Source organism: Cellulomonas sp. PhB143 (assembly GCF_003752595.1).
In the GTDB taxonomy this organism is placed as follows: Bacteria; Actinomycetota; Actinomycetes; order Actinomycetales; family Cellulomonadaceae; genus Paraoerskovia.
This window is the reverse complement of the sequence record NZ_RKIJ01000014.1, coordinates 38,025-59,811: the sequence shown is the minus strand read 5'-3', so window position 1 is coordinate 59,811 and position 21,787 is coordinate 38,025. Positions and strand designations below refer to the sequence as shown.

The window sequence follows — 21,787 nt, the reverse complement described above, 5'->3', positions numbered from 1 at the left end:
CCGGTCGATCACTCCGCACCCACCTCGACGCCCGCGTCGTCCCGGCCCGAGGCGATGACGACGACCTCGGCCCCCGGCGCGGTCTCGCCGACGGCGTCCTCCACGAGCGTGTCGGCCCGGCCAGGCACGCGGCGCCCGCGGAGCACGGTCACGACCTCGGTCGAGGGCCCGACGACGTCCGCGACCAGCGCGCGCAGCCGGCCCGCGAGGCGGTGCGGCGGCACGCCGCGCAGGTCCGCCGCGCCGGCGCGGACGGCGGCCGCCGCGACCCGCATCACCGCGGTGGCGTCGGGGCCCTCCGGGCCGTCCCCGCTCGTCTGCAGGGCCGCGAGCGCCGCGACGGCGTGCAGGTCCGTCGGCGCGTCCAGCACGTCCACGCGCCCGCGCACCAGCGGTTCGCCGTCCACCAGCGCCGCGAGGCGTGCCCCGAACCCCTGCGCGCCGAGGGCACGGCCGGGCAGGACGAGCACCTGGCCCGCCCGCGCGTCGACGACGGCGCGCGCGACGTCGTCGGGCTCCGCGACCGCGCCGGGCTCCAGCACGAGGACCACCGCCCCCGCGCGGGCGTACTCCGGCGCGAGCCCGGGCGCGGACGTGACGACCACGATCCCCGTCCGCGACTGCCCCGCCGCGTGCGCGTCGCCACCGAGCACCGAGCGCACCCCGGCCTGGCGCACCGCACCGCGCACCGTCCGGGCGCGCCGCCGGCCCGCGGCCACCGCGCGCGCCGGCTCGTCGGTGTGCACGTGCGCCTGCCAGGTGCCGGCGCCGCCGGTGACCACCACGGAGTCGCCGAGCGCCGCGAGGTCGGCCCGCAGCCCCCGCGCGACGTCGTCGTCCACCGGCGCGGGCGCGCGGAGCACGAACATCACCTCGAACTCGCCGCCCGCGGCCTCCTCGGGCGCTGCCGCGTGCGGGACGACGACGCACGCCTGCGCGTCCGCCGTGCCAGTCGCCGTCCCGTTGCCCGTGCCCACCCGTACGCCACCCACGGAGCCGAGCATGCCGTCCGCCTCCGACACCTCTCCCCCGAGCACGCGGTGCAGCGCGGCGAGCACGACGCACAGCCCGAGCGCGCCCGCGTCGAGCACCCCCGAGCGGCGCAGCACATCGAGCTTGCCGGTGCTGCGGGCCGTCTCCTCCTGGGCCGCGCGCAGCGCCCCCGCCGTGACGTCGACCGCCCGCGGCACGTGCGCACCGGCGGCGAGCACCTCCCGTGCGCCGCGCGCCGCCGCGTCCGCCGCGGACAGCACCGTGCCCGCGACCGGGTCCTGCACCGCGCCCCGCGCGCCCCGCGCCGCTGCGGCGAAGGCGTCGACGAGCCGCCCGACGTCGAGGCCCCCCGCGCCGTCGGGAGCTGCCGCGCCGTCCACGGTGGCCGGCTCGTCCTCGGCGACCGCGCGCGCGAGACCGCGCAGGTACTCGGCGAGGATCGCGCCCGAGTTGCCTCGCGCGCCCAGCAGGGTCCCCCGCACGAGCGCGGCGGCGACGTCTCCCGCTCCTGCCCCCCGCACCACGCCGTCGACCTCCTGGGCCCCGCGGGCGAAGGTCAGGTAGAGGTTCGTGCCGGTGTCGGAGTCCGCGACCGGGAAGACGTTGAGCGCGTCGACCCGCTCGCGCACAGCCAGGAGGTCCGCGCGGGCGGACGCCACCCAGGCGCGCAGCGCGTCCTCCGCGGGCCCGGCCACCGCGACGCCGGCGGCGCGCGGCCCGGCACCGGCGTCGAGGGACAGGTCAGCGTCCACGTCCGAGTCCTCCCGTGTGCTCGCGTACCAGGTCCGTGGCCACGGTAGTGCTCCGGGCGCCCCGAGGACGGCAACCGGCGGCCGTACGCCGGCCCGCGGGGCGCGACTTGAGTGCGCGCAGCTCATCCGCTAGTCTGTTCAGGTTGCCTGGGTACGCCTCGGGCCACCCCCCCAGACCATTCGACGACGTCGACGCTGCCTCCTGTGCCGCGTGACGTGCATGACGATCAGGAGAAACCGTGGCTGCCAACTGCGACGTCTGTGGCAAGGGCCCCAGCTTCGGGCACAGCATCTCGCACTCGCACATCCGCACGAAGCGCCGCTGGAACCCGAACATCCAGCGCGTGCGCGCCGTGGTGGCCGGGTCGCCGAAGCGCGTCAACGTGTGCACCTCGTGCCTGAAGGCCGGCAAGGTCACGCGCCAGGCCTGAGCCTTACCCCGAACCTCGACGAGAGCCCGCCGGTCGCCCGGCGGGCTCTTGTTGTCTTCCCTGGTCGCAGCGCACGACAGGTGGGAGGATCGGCCCATGGACGACGAGTACGCCGAGGTCTCGATCCGGCGCGCGGGTTCCCAGGACGCCCGCGCGATCGCTGCGGTCAACGTGGCGTCGTGGCGGGTGGCCTACGCCGGCATCGTCGCCGACGAGTTCCTCGCGTCCCTCGACGTCGAGCAGCGCACCGAGATCTTCGCCGAGTTCCTCGGCGACCGGCACCCGAGCTCCACGTGGGTCGCGGTCGGCGACGGCCGGACGCTGGGCTTCGTGACGGTGGGCCCGAGCCGCGACGAGGACGCCGAGCCGGGCGACCGCGAGATCTACGCGATCTACCTCGACCCTGAGGCCTGGGGACGCGGCGTCGCCCGCGACCTGATGCGCACCGTCGTCGGCAGCGGGACCGACGGCTCCGCCGTGACGCTCTGGGCGATCGCCGACAACGAGCGGGCCCAGCACTTCTACCGGCGCCACGGCTTCGCGGCCGACGGCGTCGAGAAGCGCGAGGAGATCGGCGGCCGGGACCTCACCCAGCGCCGGTTCCGTCGCGACTGACGCGCGCCCGACCGCGCCGGCGCGACCCGCTCACCCGCCGAAGTGGTCCCAGCCCGTGCCCGGCGTCCCCGGGTCCCGCCCGTCGACGGTGACGGAGCCGCGCACCGCAGCCTCGCCCGGGGCCAGCACCTGCCCGACGACGCGGAACGGCCCGGGCGCCGCCGCGCCCGCCGGGAACGTAGCGAGCAGGCCGTGGTCCTCGCCGCCGGTCAGGACCCAGGCGTCGGCGTAGCCGCGCCACGCGTCCACCCCGAGGCGGGCGAAGGGACCGCCCGCGTCCTGGGCGGCGACCACCCGGGCCGCGTCCTCGAGCGCCGCGGCGTCGGCGGCGAACGCGTCGCGCCACAGGTCGATCCGCACGCCGCTCGCCCGGGCGACCCGTCCGGCGTCGCGCAGCAGGCCGTCGGAGACGTCGAGCATCGCGGTGGCGCCCGCGCGGGCGGCGGCCGCACCGGCGCCCAGCGGCGAGCGCGGCCTGAGGTACGCGGCGGTCTCCGGACCCTGCGCGGCGCGCGCCACGTCGTCGTCCGCGCCCAGGTCGGCCCGGCCCATGCCGGCCAGCGCGAGGCCCGCGGCCGACAGTCCCCGGGTCCCCGCGTACGCGACGACGTCCCCCGCGCGGGCTCCGGAGCGCCGCACCGGCGCACGCCCCTCGAGGTCGCCGTGCGCGGTGACCGCGACGACGACGCCGTCCCCGCCGGAGAGGTCACCGCCGACGACGCCCGCCCCCCAGGGCACGCACGCCGCCGCGAGGCCGCGCGCGAGGCCGGCGACCCACGCGACCTCGAGGTCGCCCGGCACCACGAGCGAGACGACCAGCGACGTCGGGCAGGCGCCCATCGCCGCGACGTCGGCGAGGTTCTGCACCGCGGCACGCCAGCCGACGTCGTACCCCGTCGACCACCGGCGGCGAAAGTGCCGGTCCTCGACGAGGACGTCGGTCGTCACCACGAACCGGCCGTCCGGGGCACGGACGACCGCGGCGTCGTCGCCGGGGCCGAGCTCTGTCGCCGCCGACCGGGGAAGCAGGGGGAAGATCGTCGCGAGCAGCTCGTCCTCCGTCGTCTCGGAGACCGTCCGGGATACGTTCACGCCGCCACCCTAGTCATCCCGGTCACACCGCCCGGCACGCTCCCGTTCTCCCGCGGGCGACGGCGGGCAGAGACGTCCGGGACGGCCCCGTCGGGCGGCTACCGTGGGAGCGTGCACGCTCCGACCGCCCGACCCCCCGCCCGCCCGCGGCGCCACCGCCACGCGTGGGGAGCACGCGCGGCCGCGCTCGTGCTGGCCACCGCGGGCCTCGCCGCCGGGTGCACCCCGACGATCGGCGTGCCGGTGGCCGACGACGCCGCGAACCCGGTCTGCGCGGACGTGGTCCTCGCGCTGCCGGACGTCGTGGACGGCCTGCACCAGACCAAGACCGACAGCCAGGCGACGACCGCGTGGGGCGAGCCGGGCGCCGCGGTCACCCTGCGCTGCGGCGTGGCCCCGCCCGGCCCGACGGCGTCGGAGCCCTGCACGACCGTGCCCGGCGCGGACGCCGACGTCGACTGGCTCGCCTCGCCCGACGCCGAGGGAACCTGGACGTTCGTCACCTACGGCCGCGACCCGGCCGTCGAGGTCAAGGTGCCGCCGACCGTCCGCAAGGACCACTCGACCGCGTTCATCGGCGACCTCAACGGCCCCGTCAGCAAGATTCCGCAGAAGCACCGGTGCGTGGGGCTGGACGACGTGCCGACGCCTGCCTCCTGACCCGCGCGGCGGCGGGCGACGCGCGCCGCGCGCTCAGCGCAGGCCCGTGGGGCGCTCCAGCGCGAGCTCGATGAGCTCGCTGACCAGCTCCGCGTAGCCGAGGCCGGACCGCTCCCACATCCGCGGGTACATCGAGACCGGGGTGAACCCGGGCATGGTGTTGATCTCGTTGACCACCACGCGCTCGTCGGGCGTGACGAACACGTCGACGCGGGAGAGCCCCTCGGCCCCCACGGCCTCGAACGTGCGCACCGCCACGTCCCGCACGGCGGCGACGACGTGGTCCGGCAGGTCGGCCGGGCAGCTGAGCTCGACGCCCGCGCCGTCCAGGTACTTCGACTCGAAGTCGTAGAAGTCCCGGCCGCCCGGGGCGACGACGACCTCGCCGGGCAGCGACGCCCGGGCCCGCTCCCCGGCGCGCCCGCCGAGCACCGCGCACTCGATCTCGCGGCCGACGACCTCGGCCTCGACGAGCACCTTGGGGTCGTGGCGGCGCGCCTCGGCGACCGCCGCCGGCAGGTCGGCGAGGTCCGTGACCCGGGTGATCCCCAGGCTCGAGCCCGCGCGGGCCGGCTTGACGTAGACGGGCAGGCCGAGCTCCTCGACGGCGGCCGTGCACGCCTCGGGGTCGCGCTCGAGCTCGCCCGGACGGATCACCGTGTACGGGCCGACGGGCAGCCCCTGCCCGGCGAGCACGAGCTTCATGAACTGCTTGTCCATGCCCACGGCCGAGGCGAGCACGCCGGCGCCGACGTAGCGCACGTCGGCCATCTCGAGCAGCCCCTGGAGGGTCCCGTCCTCGCCGAAGGGGCCGTGCAGCAGGGGGAAGACGACGTCGACGTCACCCAGGTCGCGCGGCGCGAGCCCCGGCTCGAGGACCTGCACGGCCGACCGCTCGGAGGCGAGCGGGAGGACGACGTCGCCGCCGCTCGAGGTGACCTCCGGGAGGGACTCGCCCGAGAAGCTCCACAGCTGCGGGTCCTGCGCGGTCTGGACCCAGCGGCCGTCGCGGGTGATCCCGACCGGCAGAACGTCGTACACCTCGCGGTCGATCGCGCGCAGCACGCTCGCGGCCGTGACGCAGGAGACCACGTGCTCTCCGGAGCGGCCGCCGAAGAGGACGAGGACACGGGGCTTGCGCCGCGGCGCGGACTGGCTGGACATCGGCCCGAGACTACCGGAGTCGAGGGCGCGTCCGGCTCGGGGTGCGCACCGCCGGGCCCGTAGCCTGGGGCGATGGACCCCGCACGCACCCCCGAGCACGAGCCGCTGCCCCGCGGCCTGTCCCCCGCGACCGTCGCCGTCGCCGCCGGCCGGCCGCTGCGCCGTCAGGGCGGCCCGGTGAACCCGCCCGTGGTGCTCTCCTCGACCTACGTGTCCCAGGGCGTGCAGGGGCCGGGCGAGCTGCTGTACACGCGCATGGACACCGAGACGTGGCACCCCTTCGAGGAGGCGCTGGCCGCGCTCGAGGGCGCCGCCCAGCCGGCCGTCGTGTTCTCGTCCGGCATGGCGGCCATCGCCTCCGTCTTCGCCGACGTGCCCGCGGGCGGGACCGTCGTCGTCCCCCGGCATGCCTACCAGGTGACCCTCGGCTTCGCGGACGACCTCGCCGCGCGCACGGGCGTGAGCGTCCGGCGCGTCGACGTCGCCGACACCGAGCAGGTCCTCGCGGCCCTCGACGGCGCCGACCTGCTGCTGGTCGAGTCGCCGACCAACCCCATGCTCGAGGTCGCCGACCTTCCGGTGCTGCTCGCGGCCGCCCGCGAGCGGGGGATCCGCTCCGCCGTGGACAACACGTTCGCGACCCCGCTCGGGCAGCAGCCGCTGGCGCTCGGCGCCGACCTCGTCGTCCACTCGGTGACGAAGTACCTGGCCGGGCACTCCGACGTCGTCCTCGGCGCCGTCGTCACCGACGACGCGGACCTCGCCCGACGCACCCGCGCGTACCGCACGCTGCACGGCTCGATCGCCGGGCCGTGGGAGGTCTGGCTCGCGCTGCGCGGGATGCGGACCCTCGCGCTGCGGGTGGAGCGGTCCCAGGCGACGGCGGCCGAGCTCGCGCGCCGGCTCGCCGAGCACCCCGCCGTCGCCGAGGTGCGCCACCCGAGCCTGCCCGACGACCCGGGGCACGAGCGCGCGGCGCGCACGATGCGCGGCTTCGGCTCCGTGCTCGGCCTGCGCCCGCGCGGCGGGGTCGAGGCCGCCGACGCCCTGGTCGCCGCGGTGCGCCTCTGGCTGCCGGCGACGAGCCTGGGCGGGGTGGAGTCGTGCCTGGAGCGCAGGCGCCGTTTCGCCACGGAGTCCGGCACCGTGCCCGAGGACCTGCTGCGGATGTCGGTGGGCATCGAGGACGTCGAGGACCTCTGGGCCGACCTGGCGCAGGCGCTCGGCGCGCTCGGGGCCGGTGACGGGCACGACGGCGACGACGACGGTCACAGCGAGAACGAGGGGGCCCGGTGATGGGCACAGGACGGGACGGCCTGCTGCCGGCGGGGCGGGGGCGAGCGGCCGGCGTCGCCGCGCTGGTGCTCGCCTCCGCGCTTCTGCTCGCCGGGTGCACCGGCGACGAGGGCGACGGACCCGCAGCCGGCCCGGCGACGCCGACCGGTGCGGCGTCCGACGGCTCGACCGCAGGCACCGGATCAGGCACCGGGTCGGGGACCTCGTCGAAGGACCCGGCCGCCCCCGCGACGACGCCGGGCAGCGGCGCCACGCAGGGCGGGTCGGACGGCGGGTCCGACGGCGGGTCGGGCGGTGACACCGACGACGACGCGCCGGGCGCCGAGGCGCCGAGCCCCGACACCCCCAGCGACGCCCCGGCGAGCGAGGTCCCGTTCCCGGGGGACACGAAGGCGGACACCCACGACGCCTCCGCCGACGCGGCGCTGACCGTGACGGACGTCCGGGTCGGCGCGCACGACGGGTACGACCGCGTGGTCTTCGAGCTCGACGGGGCGGGAACGCCCGGCTGGCACGTCGCCTACACGGACGACCCGCGCGAGGAGGGCAGCGGCGACGCCGTGCACCTCGACGGGGACGCCGCGCTCGAGGTCTTCCTCACCGGCACCGGCTACCCCCAGGACACGCGCGTCCCGGAGTACTCCGGCCCCAATCCCGTGCGCACCGCGGCGACGGACGAGATCGAGGAGGTCGTCTACGGGGGCGTCTTCGAGGGACGGACGAGCGCGTTCCTCGGCGTGGACGAGAAGGCGCCGTTCCGGGTCTATGCGCTCGAGGACCCGGCCCGCGTCGTCGTCGACGTGCGCGCCGGCTGAGCGCGCACCGCGACGCCCGGACGACGTCCGACGCTCAGGCGACGCCCTCGGCCTTCTGCGGCCGCGAGAGCAGGCCGCGCGCCATCTCCTCGACGGGCAGGCCGTCGTCGAGCACCGCGGACACCCCGGCCGTGATCGGCATGTCGACCCCGGCGGTGCGGGCGAGGTGCAGCACGGAGCGGCACGACTTGACGCCTTCCGCGGTGCCGCCGGTGGCCGCGACGGCCTCCTCCAGGGTCATGCCCTGGCCGATGTGGCGCCCCAGCGTGTGGTTGCGCGACAGGGGCGAGGCGCACGTCGCCATCAGGTCGCCCATGCCGGCGAGCCCCGGGAACGTGGCAGCGTCCGCCCCGAGCGCCAGCCCGAGGCGGGTGATCTCGACGAGGCCGCGCGTGATGACCGTGGCCGTCGTGTTGTAGCCGAAGCCGCGGCCCTGGGCCATGCCCACCGCGATGGCAATGACGTTCTTCACGGCGCCGCAGAGCTCGACGCCGACGACGTCGTTGTTGGTGTACGGGCGGAAGTAGCTCGTCGAGCACGCCGCCGCCACGCGGGCGGCCGTCTGCTCGCTCGTGGAGGAGACCACGGTCGCCGTCGGCTGGTGCTCGGCGATCTCCCGCGCGAGGTTGGGGCCGGAGAGGACCGCGACCCGGTCCTCGTCGAGCCCGAGCGCGTCCGCCAGCACCGTGCTCATGCGGTCGTCGGTGCTCAGCTCCACGCCCTTCATGAGCGAGACCCCGATCGCGCCCGGCTCGACGTGCGCGCGCAGCGCGCTCAGCGTCGCGCGCGCGGTCTGCGACGGGACCGCCGCGACGACGATCTCGGCGCCCGCAAGGGCCTGCGCCGCGTCCGTCGTGGCGTGGATGCCCTCGGGGAGCTTGATGCCCGGCAGGCGCTTGCCGTTGCGGCGGCGCGTGTTGATCTGCTCGGCGACCTCGGGGTCACGGCCCCAGAGGCGCACGTCGCACCCGGCGTCGGCGAGCACGGCGGCGAACGTCGTCCCCCAGCTCCCCGCGCCGAGGACGGCGGTGGTCGTGCGGCGGGTGGTCGCTGCGGCGGACGCGCTCACGGGTTCTCCGTCTTTCGGGGGCGGTGGGGGTCGAACGGCTGCGCGGGGGCCTTCTCGCCGCGGATCTGCTCCTGCAGCGCCGTGATCTCGCGCATGATGCGGGCCGTGGCCTCGCGCAGGACCGCGCTGTCGATCTTGCGGTCGTAGAGGTCGCTCAGGTCCACCGGCGGGCCGGCGTGCACGGCGACGTCCTTGCGGGGGTAGGGCCGGAACCGCTTCGAGTACTGAGGCAGGATCCGGTGGGCGCCGTACTGCGCGACGGGCACCACTGGCGCCCGGCTCGTCAGTGCCAGGCGCGCGACGCCGGTCTTGCCGATCATGGGCCACAGCTCCGGGTCACGGGTCACGGTGCCCTCCGGGAACACGGCGACACACTCGCCCTCGGCGAGCGCCTTCGCGGCGTCACCGAGCGAGGAGAGCGCGTCCGCAGACCCCCGGCGCACCGGGATCATGCCCGTGGCGCTCAGCAGCCGACCGAGCACCGGCACGTCCCACAGCGAGTGCTTGGCCATGATCTTCGGGGCCCGCCCGGCGTCGTAGACGTAGTGCGCGAAGGTCAGCGGGTCGAACTGCGTCGCGTGGTTCGCGGCGATGATCACGCCGCCCGTGGCGGGCACGTTCTCCTGGCCCTGCCAGTCCTTGCGCGTCATCGTCGACAGGACGGGACGCAGCACGAACGCGAGGACGCGGTAGGTCCGGGAGTCCGGACGGGCGGGGGGCACGGTCGCAGAGCCTACCCGCGTCAGGCGCGGGAGACGTCGGCGCCGAGGGCGACGAGCTTGTCCTGGAAGTGCTCGTACCCCCGGTCGATCAACCCGATACCCCGCACCGTCGAGGTCCCCTTCGCCGCCAACGCCGCGATCAGGTGCGAGAACCCACCCCGCAGGTCCGGGACCTCGATGTCCGCCGCCTCCAACGGCGTCGGCCCCGAGACCACCGCCGAGTGATGGAAGTTGCGCTGCCCGAACCGGCACGGCGAACCCCCCAGACACTCCTTGTACACACCGATCGTCGCGCCCATCCCCCGCAACGCGTCCGTGAACCCGAACCGGTTCTCATACACCGTCTCGTGCACGATCGACAGACCCTTCGCCTGCGTCAACGCCACCACCAACGGCTGCTGCCAGTCCGTCATGAACCCCGGGTGCACGTCCGTCTCCAGCACGATCGGGCTCAGGTCCCCACCCGGATGGAAGAACCGGATCCCGTCCTCACGCACGTCGAACTGCCCACCGACCTTGCGGAACGTGTTCAAGAACGTCATCATCTCCGGCTGCGTCGCACCCTTGACCACCACGTCCCCACCCGTGGCCAACGCCGCCGACGCCCACGACGCCGCCTCGATCCGATCCCCCAACGCCCGATGGCGATACCCCACCAACCGGTCCACACCCTCGATCCGGATCACCCGGTCGGTATCCACCGAGATGATCGCGCCCATCTTCTGCAGCACCGCGATCAGATCCATGATCTCCGGCTCGATCGCCGCGTTCGACAGCTCCGTGATCCCCTCCGCACGCACCGCCGTGAGCAACAGCTGCTCCGTAGCCCCCACCGACGGGTACGGCAACGCGATCTTCGTCCCCTGCAACCGCCGCGGCGCCGTCAGCTGGATCCCCGACGACAGCTTCTCGACCGTCGCACCGAACTGCCGCAAGATCTCCAGGTGGAAGTCGATCGGCCGGTCCCCGATCCGACACCCACCCAGATCCGGGATGAACGCCTCACCCAACCGGTGCAACAACGGCCCGCAGAACAAGATCGGGATCCGCGACGCCCCCGCATGCGCATCGATGTCCGCCACGTGCGCCGACTCCACGTCCGTCGGATCCATCCGCAGCACACCCGCCACCGGGTCCGCCTCGATCCCCACCCCGTGCAACGCCAACAACCCGCTGACCACACCCACGTCCCGGATCTGCGGCACGTTCGACAGCACGCTCGGCGTCTCCCCCAGCACCGAGGCCACCATCGCCTTCGACACGAAGTTCTTCGCACCACGCACCGTGATCTCACCATGCAGCGGAGTCCCGCCGTTGACGTACAGGACATCGTTCATCGGGCGTTCCTCGTCTCGGTCGGCGGTGGGCCAGGGAAGATTATTCACCCGGTCGACGCCGCACCCGGGCAGCACGTGTCGCCGGCGTCCACGTCTCGGACGCCGGTCCGCATCGCGAGACCCGCACAGTTGTCAGACCCGGGCCCCGCCATGGCGGCTCCGGAGTCTGACAACTCGCAGCGCCCCGGACTTGTCAGACCCGGGCCCCGCCATGGCGGCTCCGGAGTCTGACAACTCGGTGGATGGCACAGAAGGAGTCAGACCCCGGATCGGCTCCAGCCGATCCGGGGTCTGACTCTTCGTGCGTACGGGTGAGCCGTCGGCCCGCCGAGGCCGGGCGTCAGACCGGGCGGGCGGCCTCGATGTCCACGGGCGGCAGGTGCTTGGCCGGGAGCGTCTTCGGCCGCCACGAGGCGCGGCTCGACTCGAACGCGGTGATGTCGTCCTCGTGCTGGAGGGTCAGGCCGATGTCGTCGAGGCCCTCCATGAGGCGCCAGCGCGTGTAGTCGTCCACGTGGAAGCGGACCGTGACGTCGTCGGCCGTGGCGGTGCGCTGCTCGAGGTCGACCGTCACCTGCGTGCCCGGCCGGTTCTCCAGGACCTTCCACAGCAGCTCGATGTCCTCCTGGGCGACCTGGCCGGCGAGCAGGCCCTGCTTGCCGGAGTTGCCGCGGAAGATGTCGGCGAAGCGCGAGGCGAGGACGACGCGGAAGCCGTAGTCCTTGAGCGCCCACACGGCGTGCTCGCGCGACGAGCCGGTGCCGAAGTCGGGTCCGGCCACGAGCACCGTGCCGGACGAGTACGCGGGCTGGTTGAGCACGAACGACTCGTCGCCGCGCCACGCGGCGAAGAGCGCGTCCTCGAAGCCCGTGCGCGTCACGCGCTTGAGGTAGACGGCGGGGATGATCTGGTCGGTGTCGACGTTGCTGCGGCGCAGCGGCACGCCGACGCCGGTGTGGGTGGTGAACTTCTCCATGGCGATGCTCCAGTCAGGGGTTCCGGGGTCCGTGCGCGCGGTTCTCAGACCTGCAGCGTCACGGCCGGGTCGAGGGGGGCGAGCGGCGAGCCGTCGAACGAGGTGATGTCCACGTCGTCGGGCAGGTCGAGGTCGGCGAGCGACGAGAGCGTCCCGCGCAGGGCCGTGGCGGCCGCGACGAGCGGCGAGACCAGGTGCGTGCGACCGCCCTTGCCCTGACGACCCTCGAAGTTGCGGTTCGACGTCGACGCCGAGCGCTCCCCCGGGGCGAGCTGGTCGGGGTTCATGCCCAGGCACATCGAGCAGCCGGCGTTGCGCCACTCGGCCCCGAAGTCCAGGAAGATCTGGTCGAGCCCCTCGGCCTCGGCCTGCAGGCGCACGCGGGCCGACGCCGGCACGACGAGCACGCGCAGCGAGTCCGCCTTCTTCTTGCCGCGCACGACCTTGGCGACGGAGCGCAGGTCCTCGATGCGGCCGTTGGTGCACGAGCCGATGAACACGGTGTCGATGGCGATGTCGCGCAGCGGCGCCCCGGGCGTCAGGCCCATGTAGCGGATGGCGTTCTCGGCGGTGACGCGGTCGTTCTCGTCCGCGATCTCCTCGGGGACCGGCACGTTCGCCGACAGCGGCAGGCCCTGGCCCGGGTTCGTGCCCCACGTGACGTACGGCTCGAGGTCGGCAGCCTCGAGGACGACCTCCTCGTCGAAGGTCGCGTCGTCGTCGCTGCGCAGCGTCTTCCAGTACTCCACCGCGGCGTCCCAGTCGGCACCCTCGGGAGCGTGGGGGCGGCCCTTGAGGTACTCGAACGTGGTCTCGTCGGGGGCGATCATCCCGGCGCGCGCGCCGGCCTCGATCGACATGTTGCAGATCGTCATGCGGGCTTCCATCGACAGCCTGCGGATCGCGTCGCCGCGGTACTCGAGCACGAAGCCCTGGCCCCCGCCGGTGCCGATCTTGGCGATGATCGCCAGGATGATGTCCTTCGACGTCGCGCCCGGGGGCAGCTCGCCGTTCACGGTGATCGCCATCGTCTTGAAGGGCGCGAGCGGCAGTGTCTGCGTCGCCATCACGTGCTCGACCTCGGAGGTGCCGATGCCGAACGCGAGGCCGCCGAACGCGCCGTGCGTCGAGGTGTGCGAGTCCCCGCAGACGACCGTCAGCCCCGGCATCGTCAGCCCGAGCTGGGGGCCGACCTGGTGCACGATCCCCTGGTCGGCGTCGCCGAGCGAGTGGATCCGGATGCCGAACTCCGCCGCGTTGTTGCGCAGGGTGTCGATCTGCGTGCGGCTGGTGAGGTCCGCGATGGGCTGGTCGATGTCCAGCGTCGGCGTGTTGTGGTCCTCCGTGGCGATCGTCAGGTCCGGGCGGCGGACCGTCCGGCCCGCGAGCCGCAGCCCCTCGAACGCCTGAGGGCTCGTCACCTCGTGGATGAGGTGGAGGTCGATGTAGAGCAGGTCGGGCGCTCCGTCGCTCCCCCGGCGCACGAGGTGCGCGTCCCAGACCTTCTCCGCCAGCGTCCCGGCCATGATGTTCCTTCCTGACTGCATGTTGGTGGTCCGTGCGTCCCGGCCCACGGGGGGCAGGAGCCGTCGCGGGCCCGTCGTGCGACTCGCCGTGCATCCAGACTTGCATCTCACGAGGCGAGACGCCAATATCGTCCTATGGACAATACTAGCGGAGTCGGCGTGCTGGACAAGGCGGCGTCCGTGCTGGGCGCCCTGGAGGCCGGGCCCGCCACCCTCGCGCAGCTCGTCACCTCGACCGGGCTCGCCCGCCCGACGGCCCACCGCCTCGCCGTGGCGCTCGAGCACCACCGGATGGTCGCGCGCGACATGCAGGGACGGTTCGTCCTCGGACCCCGGCTGAACGAGCTGGCCACGGCGGCGGGCGAGGACCGGCTGCTGGCCGCGGCGAACCCCGTGCTCATGGCGCTGCGCGACCACACGGGCGAGAGCGCCCAGCTCTACCGCCGCCAGGGCGACCACCGCATCTGCGTGGCCGCGGCCGAGCGGCCGGTCGGCCTGCGCGACTCGATCCCGGTCGGCGCGACGCTGACCATGCAGGCCGGGTCCGCCGCCCAGATCCTCCTCGCCTGGGAGGAGCCGGACCGCCTGCACCGCGGCCTGCGCGAGGCCAAGTTCTCCGCCACGATCCTCTCGGGCGTCCGACGGCGCGGCTGGGCCCAGTCGGTCGGCGAGCGCGAGCTCGGGGTCGCCTCGGTCTCGGCGCCGGTCCGCGGCCCGTCCGGACGCGTCGTGGCCGCCGTGTCGATCTCGGGACCCGTGGAACGGCTGACCCGCCAGCCGGGCCGCCTGCACTCCGGCTCGCTCGTGGCCGCGGCGAACCGGCTGTCGGAGGTCCTGCGCCGCGCCGGCGAGTAGCTCGTCGGCGCGGCGTCTGTCGCAGCGGCGCCCCCTCCTGCCACACTTCACCCGGTGCCCCGACCCAGGGGCACGCTCCGGCGACGGTTGCCGCGCGTCGAGCCCTGCCTGCGCAGGTGCCGCCGCGGGGGCCGTGGGACGGAGCACGAGACGACCCGAGAGAACGAGGAGCAACGATGCACGGCAAGGTGAAGGTGCTGCTGCTGTGGCTCGTGATCGCGTTCCTCATCTACGCGGTCATCAACAGCCCCGACAAGTCCGCAGACCTCCTGCACAGCGTCTGGGACGTCATCACCCAGGCCTTCACGAGCATCGGACAGTTCTTCTCCTCGCTGCTCAACAGCGACTCCTGACAGCACACGGCACCGGACGACACCGGACGACACGGGGCAGGTGAGCGGCGCATGAGCGGGACCGAGCAGCCGCACAGCCGGACGGTGCGCCGGTACGTGCTCGAGGGCGAGCGCGTCGTCGTCGAGGCGCGCCGGCACTGGGCGTCGATCCTCGAGCCGGTCGCCAGCGCCGTCGTGGCCTTCGTGCTGGCCGGCGTCGTCGCGACCGCCCTCGAGCCGTCCGTCGGCGCGATCGCGAACGTCGTGTGGATCCTGTGGCTCGCGGTGGCGCTGCGCGCCGGCTGGCGCCTGCTCGAGTGGCGCTTCGAGTGGTTCGTCGCGACGGACAAGCGCCTGCTGCTGGTGTACGGGCTGTTCATCCAGCGCGTCGCGATGATGCCGATGGGCAAGGTCACCGACATGAACTACGGGCGCTCGCTCATGGGCCAGGTCTTCGGCTACGGCGAGTTCGTGCTGGAGTCCGCCGGCCAGGACCAGGCGCTGCACCGCATCCGGTTCGTCGACAAGCCGGACGCGACCTACCGCGCGCTGTGCACCACGCTCTTCGGCAAGGGCAGCCGCCACCACCTGCGGGGCTACGGCGGCGCGTTCGGCCCCGAGATCGCCGACCCGCGGGGCGACGACGCCGGGTACGAGGCGTCGCGCGGCCCCGGGGACGTCGGGGCGGCGCCCACGGCACGGCCCGGCGCGATGCCCGACGACGCCCCGCCCCCGGGCATCATCGTCCCCGGCTCCGCCGCGCGGCCGAGATCCGGGGGGAACGCCTACGGCGCGACGGTCCCGGGTGGGCGCTCCGCGCCCTCCGCACCGGGGACCCAGCCGGTCCGGATCGATCTCGACCGGGGCCAGGGACCGCCCGCTCCCCCACCGCCAGCGATCCCGCCGCGTCGTTGAGGCGGCGGGCGCTGAGGCGGGGGTCGCTGAGACGGCGGCCGGCCGATGCGGCGGGAGCAACGCATCAGCGCACGAGAAAGGGCCCGGATCCTCGCGGATCCGGGCCCTTCGTCCGCCGTCGTGCGGCGCGCGTACCCCCAACGGGATTTGAACCCGTGTTACCGCCGTGAGAGGGCGGCGTCCTAGGCCGCTAGACGATGGGGGCCTGGACGTCCCTCCGGGCCGGGGCCCGGACGAACAGGCGACCGGGGCTCGAGGAGCTCCGGTCGGTCGTACCCCCAACGGGATTTGAACCCGTGTTACCGCCGTGAGAGGGCGGCGTCCTAGGCCGCTAGACGATGGGGGCCTGTGGTCGACGACCGCGAGGGACGTCGTGCCGGTGAGAACACTAGCCCATCCGGACCGAGAGACGGTCGGACGGCTCAGCGCGCTGCGCTGGGGTACCAGGACTCGAACCTAGACTAACTGGACCAGAACCAGTCGTGCTGCCAATTACACCATACCCCAAGGGGGATAACCGCCCTGCTCACAGGGGCCGAGGCCCCTGTTCCGGCGGTGTCACCGAGCGAGAACATTACCGGAGCCCGGGCCGTCGACCAAATGCGCGGGGCCCCGTGTGAGCAGCGCCACCGCGACGGCGGCGGCGCCGGGGCATCACGCCGTCGCCGACGCCGCCGTCGCGCGCGCGGCGACGGCCCGCGCCGCCGGCGACAGGTCGTGACCGTCCTTCCACACCATGCGCAGCGCCCGCTCCAGCGCCAGCCCCGGCACCCGGAGGCGGACCAGCGCGCCGCGGGCGACGCCGTCGGCCACCGAGAGCGAGGAGAGCACGGCGACCGCTCCCCCGTGCCGGACCGACGTCGTCACCGCCGCGGTCGAGCCGAGGGAGGGCAGGTGATCGGGCAGCTGCGTCCCGGCCGCCTCCAGCGCCCGCTCGAGGATCTGCCGCGTCCCGGAGCCGCGCTCGCGCACCACGAGCCCCCCAGCGAGCAGCTCCGGCACGCTCACGCTGCGCCGCGACGCCCACGGGTGGCCGGCGGCCACCACGCAGACCAGCTCGTCGTGGGCCACCGTGCGGCTGCGCAGCCCCCGGCGCACGGTGGCGCTCTCGACGAACCCGAGCTCGACGTCGCCGGCGAGCACCAGCTCCATCACCTCGCGCGAGTTGCGCACGACGAGCTCCGTCCCGAGGTCCGGCGGCCCGCCGGCCGCGTCTCGGGCCGCGCCGCCCGCCGCCGCGAGCCAGCGGGGCGCCAGGTACTCGGCGATCGTCAGGCTCGCCGCGACCCGCACCCGCGCCGTCGGCTCCGTGCGCAGCGCAGCCACGCTCGCGGCGAAGCGGTCCGCGGCGCCGAGCACCTCGCGGGCCCAGGTCGCGGCCGCCTGTCCCGCCTCCGTCAGCCGGCTCCCCCGCGCCGTGCGCAGGACCAAGGAGAGCCCGAGCTGACGCTCGAGCCGGCGCAGGCCCGCCGAGGCGGTCGGCTGCGCGATGCCGAGGGCCCGGGCCGCGCCGCTGATCGAGCCGTGCTCGTGGGTCGCGACGAGCAGCTCGAGCGCGCCGAGGCTGGCGCGCGCGTCTCGTTCCCCGATCGCTGCCATAGTGCCAGTCTATGGTTCCGAAGGGAGCTGGGCCTACCGGACCCCTCGCGCTCCGGTGAGGGTGGGATGCATGACGACCCACCCCGACCTCGTCCGCGAGAGCGGCACCGCCCCGGCGCCCCGGGCCTCACGCGTCCCGGGGCTCGTCGCCGCGGTGCTCGCCACGGGCGCGGTCCTGGCGCTCGCCCGCCTGGCGCCGACCGTCTCGCCCCTCGTGCTGGCGCTCGCCCTCGGCGCCGTCGCGGGCTCCGTGCTCGGGGCGCGCTCGGCACCGGGCGGTCGCCGCGGCCGCGTCCTCGCCGCGACCCGCGCGGGCACGGACTGGACGGCGACCCGGGTGCTGCGCGTCGCCGTCGTCCTGCTCGGGCTGCAGCTCTCGGCCCCGGACCTGCTCGGCCTCGGCTGGCAGGGCGTCCTCGTGGTGCTCACGAGCGTCTGCGTCACCTTCGCCGCGACGCTCGCCCTCGGGCGGCTCCTGCGCGTCGACCGCGTCACCACGCTGCTCGTCGCGACGGGCTTCTCGATCTGCGGCGCCGCGGCGGTCTCGGCGATGAAGGGTGTGGTCGACGACGGCCCCGCCGCCACCGAGGATGCCCGCGCCGCGCGCGACGACGCCCTGGCGGCGGCCCTCGCGCTCGTGACGATCTACGGGTCGCTCGCCGTCGTCGTCGTCCCCTGGCTCGCCCGGCTCCTGTCGATGAGCGACCAGCAGGCCGGGCTGTGGATCGGCGCCAGCACCCAGGAGGTCGCCCAGGTGGTCGCCGCGGCTGGGACGATCTCCGCGGCGGCCCTCGCCACGGCCACCGTCGCCAAGCTCGCCCGGGTCGCCCTGCTCGCCCCGCTCGTCGCGGGCGCCGGGATCCGCGCGGCGCGGCGCCCGGGCCCCGCCGGGGACCAGCGCCGCACCCCGCGGCGCACGCCGGTGCCGCTCTTCGTCGTCGGCTTCGTCGCGGCCGTCCTGGTGCGGAGCACGGGCATCGTGCCCGACGCCGTCCTGTCCGTCACCACCCCGCTGACCACGGTCCTGTTCGTCGGGGCGATGTTCGCGATGGGCCTCGGCGTGGACCTGCCCCACCTGGTGCGCACCGGGCGGCGCACCCTCGCGCTCGGTGCGATGTCCTGGCTGGTGATCCTCGCCGTCTCGCTCGGCGGCGTGCTGCTCCTGACCTGAGCGGGCCTCAGCGGGCCGTGAAGACGTCCTTGAGCGCCCGTGCGCCCGTGACGGGGTCGAACGCCGCGGAGGCGTCGTCGAGCGCGGTGATCTCCTCCGCCGCCAGGTCGAGCTCCGCCGCCTCGACGTTCTTCTCGAGCTGCTCGAGGCTCGACGCACCGGGGATCGCCGCGACGTGCGGGTGGGAGAGGACCCACGCCAGGGCCACCTGCGAGCTCGTCACGCCGTGCGCGTCGGCGACGTCCGCCAGGACGCGCAGCAGGGGACGCACCCGTTCCAGGTTCTCCGGCGTGAACAGCGTGCTGTAGCGGCGGACGCCGTTCGTCGGGCGGTGGCCCGCGTCGTACCTCCCCGAGAGCAGGCCCTGCGCGAGCGGGCTGTAAGCGATGACGACGCGGCCGTCCTGCTGCGCGAAGGGGATCAGGTCCTTCTCCGGCCCGCGCCGCACGAGGTTGTACTGGACCTGGTTCGAGAGCACGGGACCGCCGAGGGCGGCGTCCGCCTTGCGCCAGCGCGCGAGCGAGTAGTTGCTGACGCCGACGTCCCCCACCAGGCCGGTGCGGCGCAGGGACGCCATCCCGGGCATGGTCGCCGAGTCGCGGATCACGGGGTTGGCCTGGTGCACCTGGTAGAGGTCGATGGTGCGCACCCCGAGGCGGTCGGCGCTGGAGATGCCGCGCTGCTGGGTCACGGCGCCCGTGGGCACCACGGGGAAGATCTTCGTCGCCACGTACGCCTCGTCGCGCCGGTCCCCGAGCGCCTCGCCGAGGATGCGCTCGCTCTTGCCGAAGCCGTACATCTCGGCCGTGTCGAACAGGGTCACGCCCAGGTCGAGGGCACGCCGGACGATGTCCCGGGCCTGGATCGTGGCGTAGTCGTCCCCGTACCCCCACTCGCGGGAGCCGAACTGCCACGTGCCCAGCCCGATCCGCGAGATCTTGCGGCCGGAGCTGGTGTCGACGTCGAGATAGCGCACGGAAGGGTCCTCCTGGGTTCGAGGCGTGGCCGGATCCCGGTCACGGACCGGGATCGCGGGCGCTGATCGTCCCACCATGCGCGGGCGCGCCCGTCCCCGCACGTCCGCCGCTCGCCGCTCGCCCCCTCGCCCCTCGCCCCGAGGTAGAGGGCTGGCGCCGAGGTAGTGCCCCGAGACGTCTCCCTCGACGGGAATGCTCTACCTCGGCGCGAACAGATCCGGCAGCTCGGCGAGCGAGCCGATCACGCGCACGCCCGAGGCCCGTGCCTCGTCCGGGTCCTCCGGGTGCGGCCCGCCGCGGCGCGCGCCGGGCCGGTCGAGCCAGACGCCGAGCAGGCCCGCGTCGCGGGCCCCGCGGGCGTCGACGTCCAGCTCGTCGCCGACGTACGCGGCGTGCCCGGGCTCGACTCCCAGCCGGCGTGCCCCCTCGTGGAAGATCCGGGCGTCGGGCTTGCCCACGCCGAACGTGTCGACCGAGGCCAGCACCGGCACGAGGTCGCCGAGCCCGGTCGCGGCGAGCTTGCGCTCCTGCAGCGCCGTCGCCGCGTTCGTCACCGCGCCGACGGGGACGCCCGCGTCCACGAGCGCGCGCACCGCGGCGACCGCGTCGTCGTGCGCCACCCAGGACCGCTCGAAGGTGCCCCAGAACAGCGCCCGCCACGCTTCGTACGCCGCGTCGTCGAGCTCGGCGCCGCCGAACGCCGCATGCAGCTCGTTCGCCCGCCGCATCCGCTGGACCTCGAAGCCGATCTCCCCGCGGGTGTAGGCGCGGTAGTGCCCGCCGGCGTCCGCGCGCCACATGGCGAGCACCTCGGGCCGGCGCTCGGCCGGCAGGTGCGGCAGGTACACCTCCACGACCGCCTCGATCGCCGCCGCGAACCCGGCACGGGTGTCGACGAGCGTGTCGTCGACGTCGAGCAGCACGCCGCGCACCGCCGTGCCGCGCACCCGCGCGCTCAGAGCGTCGCGCGCAGCGCCGCGAGCCGCGCGAGCGTCGACGCGCGCCCCAGCAGCTCCATGGACTCGAACAGGGGCGGCGAGACCCGCCGTCCGCTGACCGCGACCCGCAGCGGCGTGAACGCGAACCGGGGCTTGAGGCCCATGCCCTCGACGATCGCCTCGTTCAGGGCCGCCTGGACCGGTCCGGCGGTGAAGTCCTCGAGCGCGCCGAGCGCGGCGGCCGCCGCGTCGAGCACGCCGGCCGCCTCGTCCCTCAGCGCGGCCCGCGCGTCGTCGGCGACGACGAGGGCGTCGTCGGCCGTGAAGAGGAACCCGAGCATGCCGGTGACCTCGCCGAGCAGCGTCATGCGCTCCTGGACCAGCGGCGCGGCCGCCGTCAGCAGCGCCTGGGCGCGCTCGTCGAGGTCGGCGAACGAGTCGGCGGGGACGAGCCCGCCCGCGTGCAGGTAGGGCACGAGACGGTCGCGGAAGTCCTCGGGCGCGAGCAGGCGCACGTGCGTCGCGTTGATGGCCTCGGCCTTCTTCAGGTCGAAGCGGGCAGGGTTGGGCAGGACGTCGTGCACGTCGAAGGCCTCGACGAGCTCGGTCACCGAGAAGATGTCGTTGTCCGGCGAGATGGACCAGCCGAGCAGCGCGAGGTAGTTGAGCAGGCCCTCGGGCGTGAACCCTCGCTCGCGGTGCAGGAAGAGGTTGGACTCCGGGTCACGCTTGGAGAGCTTCTTGTTGCCCTCGCCCATGACGTAGGGCAGGTGACCGAACTGCGGCATCACGCTCGCGACGCCGATCTCGAGCAGCGCGCGGTAGAGCACGACCTGCCGGGGCGTCGAGGACAGCAGGTCCTCGCCGCGCAGCACGTGCGTGATGCCCATCAGCGCGTCGTCGACGGGGTTGACCAGCGTGTACAGCGGCTGGCCGTTGGCGCGGACGATGACGAAGTCCGGCACGGAACCGGCCTTGAAGGTGATCTCGCCGCGGACGACGTCGTCGAACGTCACGTCGTCCTCGGGCATCCGGATGCGCAGCACCGGCTCGCGGCCCTCGGCGCGGTAGGCGTCCTTCTGCTCCGGCGTCAGGTCGCGGTCGAAGCCGTCGTAGCCCTGCGTCTTGATCCCCGCGGCGGCGTTGCGGGCGGCGGTCTCCTCCGGTGTGGTGAACGACTCGTAGGCGTAGCCGCCCTCGACCAGCTTCGTGATCACGTCGGCGTACAGGTCGGCGCGCTGGGACTGCCGGTACGGGGCGTGCGGACCGCCGACCTCGACGCCCTCGTCCCAGTCGAGGCCGAGCCAGCGCAGCGCGTCCAGGAGCTGGGCGTAGCTGTCCTCGGAGTCGCGCGCGGCGTCGGTGTCCTCGATGCGGAACACGAACGTGCCGCCCGTGTGCCGGGCGTAGGCCCAGTTGAACAGCGCCGTCCGGATCAGCCCGACGTGGGGGGTGCCCGTCGGGGACGGGCAGAAGCGGACACGGACGGGCTGGGTACCGGGAGCGGGGATCACGCCGTGCAGTCTATCGACGTCCCGGACCGGCGCCCCGA

At 74.6% G+C, this 21,787-nt stretch carries 21 protein-coding genes and 3 tRNA genes; 9 read left to right on the top strand and 15 right to left on the bottom strand.

The window, feature by feature from the left end:
• Positions 1-8: 8 nt before the first annotated feature.
• Entirely contained in the window at positions 9-1,745 is a 1,737-nt protein-coding gene (locus EDF32_RS12025; protein WP_123308801.1) for a DAK2 domain-containing protein, read from the bottom strand.
• A 239-nt stretch (positions 1,746-1,984) separates the two neighbouring features.
• On the opposite strand from EDF32_RS12025, the gene rpmB reads away from it, so the two are divergent.
• Together rpmB and EDF32_RS12015 are read left to right on the top strand one after the other, a co-directional pair.
• Positions 1,985-2,176: a 50S ribosomal protein L28 gene (rpmB, locus tag EDF32_RS12020; protein WP_123308800.1), complete on the top strand. Its 192-nt coding sequence runs from the start codon at positions 1,985-1,987 to the stop codon at positions 2,174-2,176.
• A gap of 96 nt (positions 2,177-2,272) precedes the next feature.
• Entirely contained in the window at positions 2,273-2,791 is a 519-nt protein-coding gene (locus tag EDF32_RS12015) for a GNAT family N-acetyltransferase (protein ID WP_123308799.1), read from the top strand.
• A gap of 30 nt (positions 2,792-2,821) precedes the next feature.
• Here the strand turns inward: EDF32_RS12015 and EDF32_RS12010 are convergent, their stop codons facing one another.
• On the bottom strand, positions 2,822-3,883 hold the full coding sequence (locus EDF32_RS12010; RefSeq protein ID WP_123308798.1) for a thiamine-phosphate kinase: 1,062 nt from the start codon (positions 3,881-3,883) through the stop codon (positions 2,822-2,824).
• A 111-nt stretch (positions 3,884-3,994) separates the two neighbouring features.
• Here EDF32_RS12010 and EDF32_RS12005 point away from each other — a divergent pair, with 111 nt between their 5' ends.
• Complete coding sequence (locus EDF32_RS12005; protein WP_233565892.1) at positions 3,995-4,543, top strand: DUF3515 family protein; 549 nt, start codon at positions 3,995-3,997, stop codon at positions 4,541-4,543.
• 33 nt (positions 4,544-4,576) lie between these two features.
• Here the strand turns inward: EDF32_RS12005 and EDF32_RS12000 are convergent, their stop codons facing one another.
• Entirely contained in the window at positions 4,577-5,707 is a 1,131-nt protein-coding gene (locus tag EDF32_RS12000; protein WP_123308797.1) for a D-alanine--D-alanine ligase family protein, read from the bottom strand.
• 72 nt (positions 5,708-5,779) lie between these two features.
• Here EDF32_RS12000 and EDF32_RS11995 point away from each other — a divergent pair, with 72 nt between their 5' ends.
• Together EDF32_RS11995 and EDF32_RS11990 are read left to right on the top strand one after the other, a co-directional pair.
• Complete coding sequence (locus EDF32_RS11995) at positions 5,780-7,003, top strand: PLP-dependent aspartate aminotransferase family protein (protein WP_123308796.1); 1,224 nt, start codon at positions 5,780-5,782, stop codon at positions 7,001-7,003.
• Positions 7,003-7,818, top strand: a complete 816-nt coding sequence (locus EDF32_RS11990) for a hypothetical protein (RefSeq protein WP_123308795.1) — start codon at positions 7,003-7,005, stop codon at positions 7,816-7,818. Before EDF32_RS11995 ends, EDF32_RS11990 begins: the two co-directional genes overlap by 1 nt.
• Before the next feature lie 34 nt (positions 7,819-7,852).
• Here the strand turns inward: EDF32_RS11990 and EDF32_RS11985 are convergent, their stop codons facing one another.
• The 5 genes from EDF32_RS11985 to leuC form a co-directional block, all read right to left on the bottom strand.
• Positions 7,853-8,887 (bottom strand): NAD(P)H-dependent glycerol-3-phosphate dehydrogenase, encoded by a 1,035-nt coding sequence (locus tag EDF32_RS11985; protein ID WP_123308794.1) that lies wholly within the window; start codon positions 8,885-8,887, stop codon positions 7,853-7,855.
• A complete protein-coding gene (locus tag EDF32_RS11980) occupies positions 8,884-9,609 on the bottom strand; it encodes a 1-acyl-sn-glycerol-3-phosphate acyltransferase (protein WP_233565891.1) in 726 nt (241 codons plus the stop codon). Before EDF32_RS11980 ends, EDF32_RS11985 begins: the two co-directional genes overlap by 4 nt.
• Before the next feature lie 20 nt (positions 9,610-9,629).
• On the bottom strand, positions 9,630-10,946 hold the full coding sequence (gene murA, locus EDF32_RS11975) for a UDP-N-acetylglucosamine 1-carboxyvinyltransferase (protein ID WP_123308793.1): 1,317 nt from the start codon (positions 10,944-10,946) through the stop codon (positions 9,630-9,632).
• Between the two features lie 340 nt (positions 10,947-11,286).
• A complete protein-coding gene (gene leuD, locus EDF32_RS11970) occupies positions 11,287-11,922 on the bottom strand; it encodes a 3-isopropylmalate dehydratase small subunit (RefSeq protein ID WP_123308792.1) in 636 nt (211 codons plus the stop codon).
• Positions 11,923-11,966: 44 nt separating this feature from the next.
• Positions 11,967-13,448, bottom strand: coding sequence for a 3-isopropylmalate dehydratase large subunit (gene leuC, locus EDF32_RS11965; protein WP_123308791.1), 1,482 nt, complete (start codon positions 13,446-13,448; stop codon positions 11,967-11,969).
• Between the two features lie 135 nt (positions 13,449-13,583).
• Between leuC and EDF32_RS11960 the strand changes: the two genes are divergently transcribed.
• From EDF32_RS11960 to EDF32_RS11955, 3 genes are all read left to right on the top strand, one after another.
• Positions 13,584-14,303: an IclR family transcriptional regulator gene (locus EDF32_RS11960; RefSeq protein ID WP_123308790.1), complete on the top strand. Its 720-nt coding sequence runs from the start codon at positions 13,584-13,586 to the stop codon at positions 14,301-14,303.
• A gap of 176 nt (positions 14,304-14,479) precedes the next feature.
• Positions 14,480-14,656 carry a hypothetical protein gene (locus EDF32_RS14715; protein ID WP_199734924.1) on the top strand — a complete coding sequence of 59 codons (177 nt, stop codon included), beginning with the start codon at positions 14,480-14,482 and terminating at the stop codon, positions 14,654-14,656.
• Positions 14,657-14,707: 51 nt separating this feature from the next.
• Positions 14,708-15,550 carry a PH domain-containing protein gene (locus EDF32_RS11955; protein WP_123308789.1) on the top strand — a complete coding sequence of 281 codons (843 nt, stop codon included), beginning with the start codon at positions 14,708-14,710 and terminating at the stop codon, positions 15,548-15,550.
• Between the two features lie 132 nt (positions 15,551-15,682).
• Here EDF32_RS11955 and EDF32_RS11950 read toward each other — a convergent pair.
• From EDF32_RS11950 to EDF32_RS11935, 4 genes are all read right to left on the bottom strand, one after another.
• Positions 15,683-15,755, bottom strand: a tRNA-Glu gene (locus tag EDF32_RS11950).
• 68 nt (positions 15,756-15,823) lie between these two features.
• Positions 15,824-15,896, bottom strand: a tRNA-Glu gene (locus EDF32_RS11945).
• An 89-nt stretch (positions 15,897-15,985) separates the two neighbouring features.
• Positions 15,986-16,057, bottom strand: a tRNA-Gln gene (locus EDF32_RS11940).
• A gap of 147 nt (positions 16,058-16,204) precedes the next feature.
• A complete protein-coding gene (locus EDF32_RS11935) occupies positions 16,205-17,149 on the bottom strand; it encodes a LysR family transcriptional regulator (protein WP_123308788.1) in 945 nt (314 codons plus the stop codon).
• Positions 17,150-17,219: 70 nt separating this feature from the next.
• Here EDF32_RS11935 and EDF32_RS11930 point away from each other — a divergent pair, with 70 nt between their 5' ends.
• Positions 17,220-18,320: a YeiH family protein gene (locus tag EDF32_RS11930; protein WP_123308787.1), complete on the top strand. Its 1,101-nt coding sequence runs from the start codon at positions 17,220-17,222 to the stop codon at positions 18,318-18,320.
• Between the two features lie 7 nt (positions 18,321-18,327).
• Here EDF32_RS11930 and EDF32_RS11925 read toward each other — a convergent pair whose 3' ends face one another.
• From EDF32_RS11925 to gltX, 3 genes are all read right to left on the bottom strand, one after another.
• Complete coding sequence (locus EDF32_RS11925; protein WP_123308786.1) at positions 18,328-19,296, bottom strand: aldo/keto reductase; 969 nt, start codon at positions 19,294-19,296, stop codon at positions 18,328-18,330.
• A gap of 198 nt (positions 19,297-19,494) precedes the next feature.
• Positions 19,495-20,244 (bottom strand): HAD family hydrolase, encoded by a 750-nt coding sequence (locus EDF32_RS11920; RefSeq protein ID WP_199734923.1) that lies wholly within the window; start codon positions 20,242-20,244, stop codon positions 19,495-19,497.
• An 8-nt stretch (positions 20,245-20,252) separates the two neighbouring features.
• Positions 20,253-21,749, bottom strand: a complete 1,497-nt coding sequence (gene gltX / locus EDF32_RS11915) for a glutamate--tRNA ligase (RefSeq protein WP_199734922.1) — start codon at positions 21,747-21,749, stop codon at positions 20,253-20,255.
• Positions 21,750-21,787: the final 38 nt, after the last annotated feature.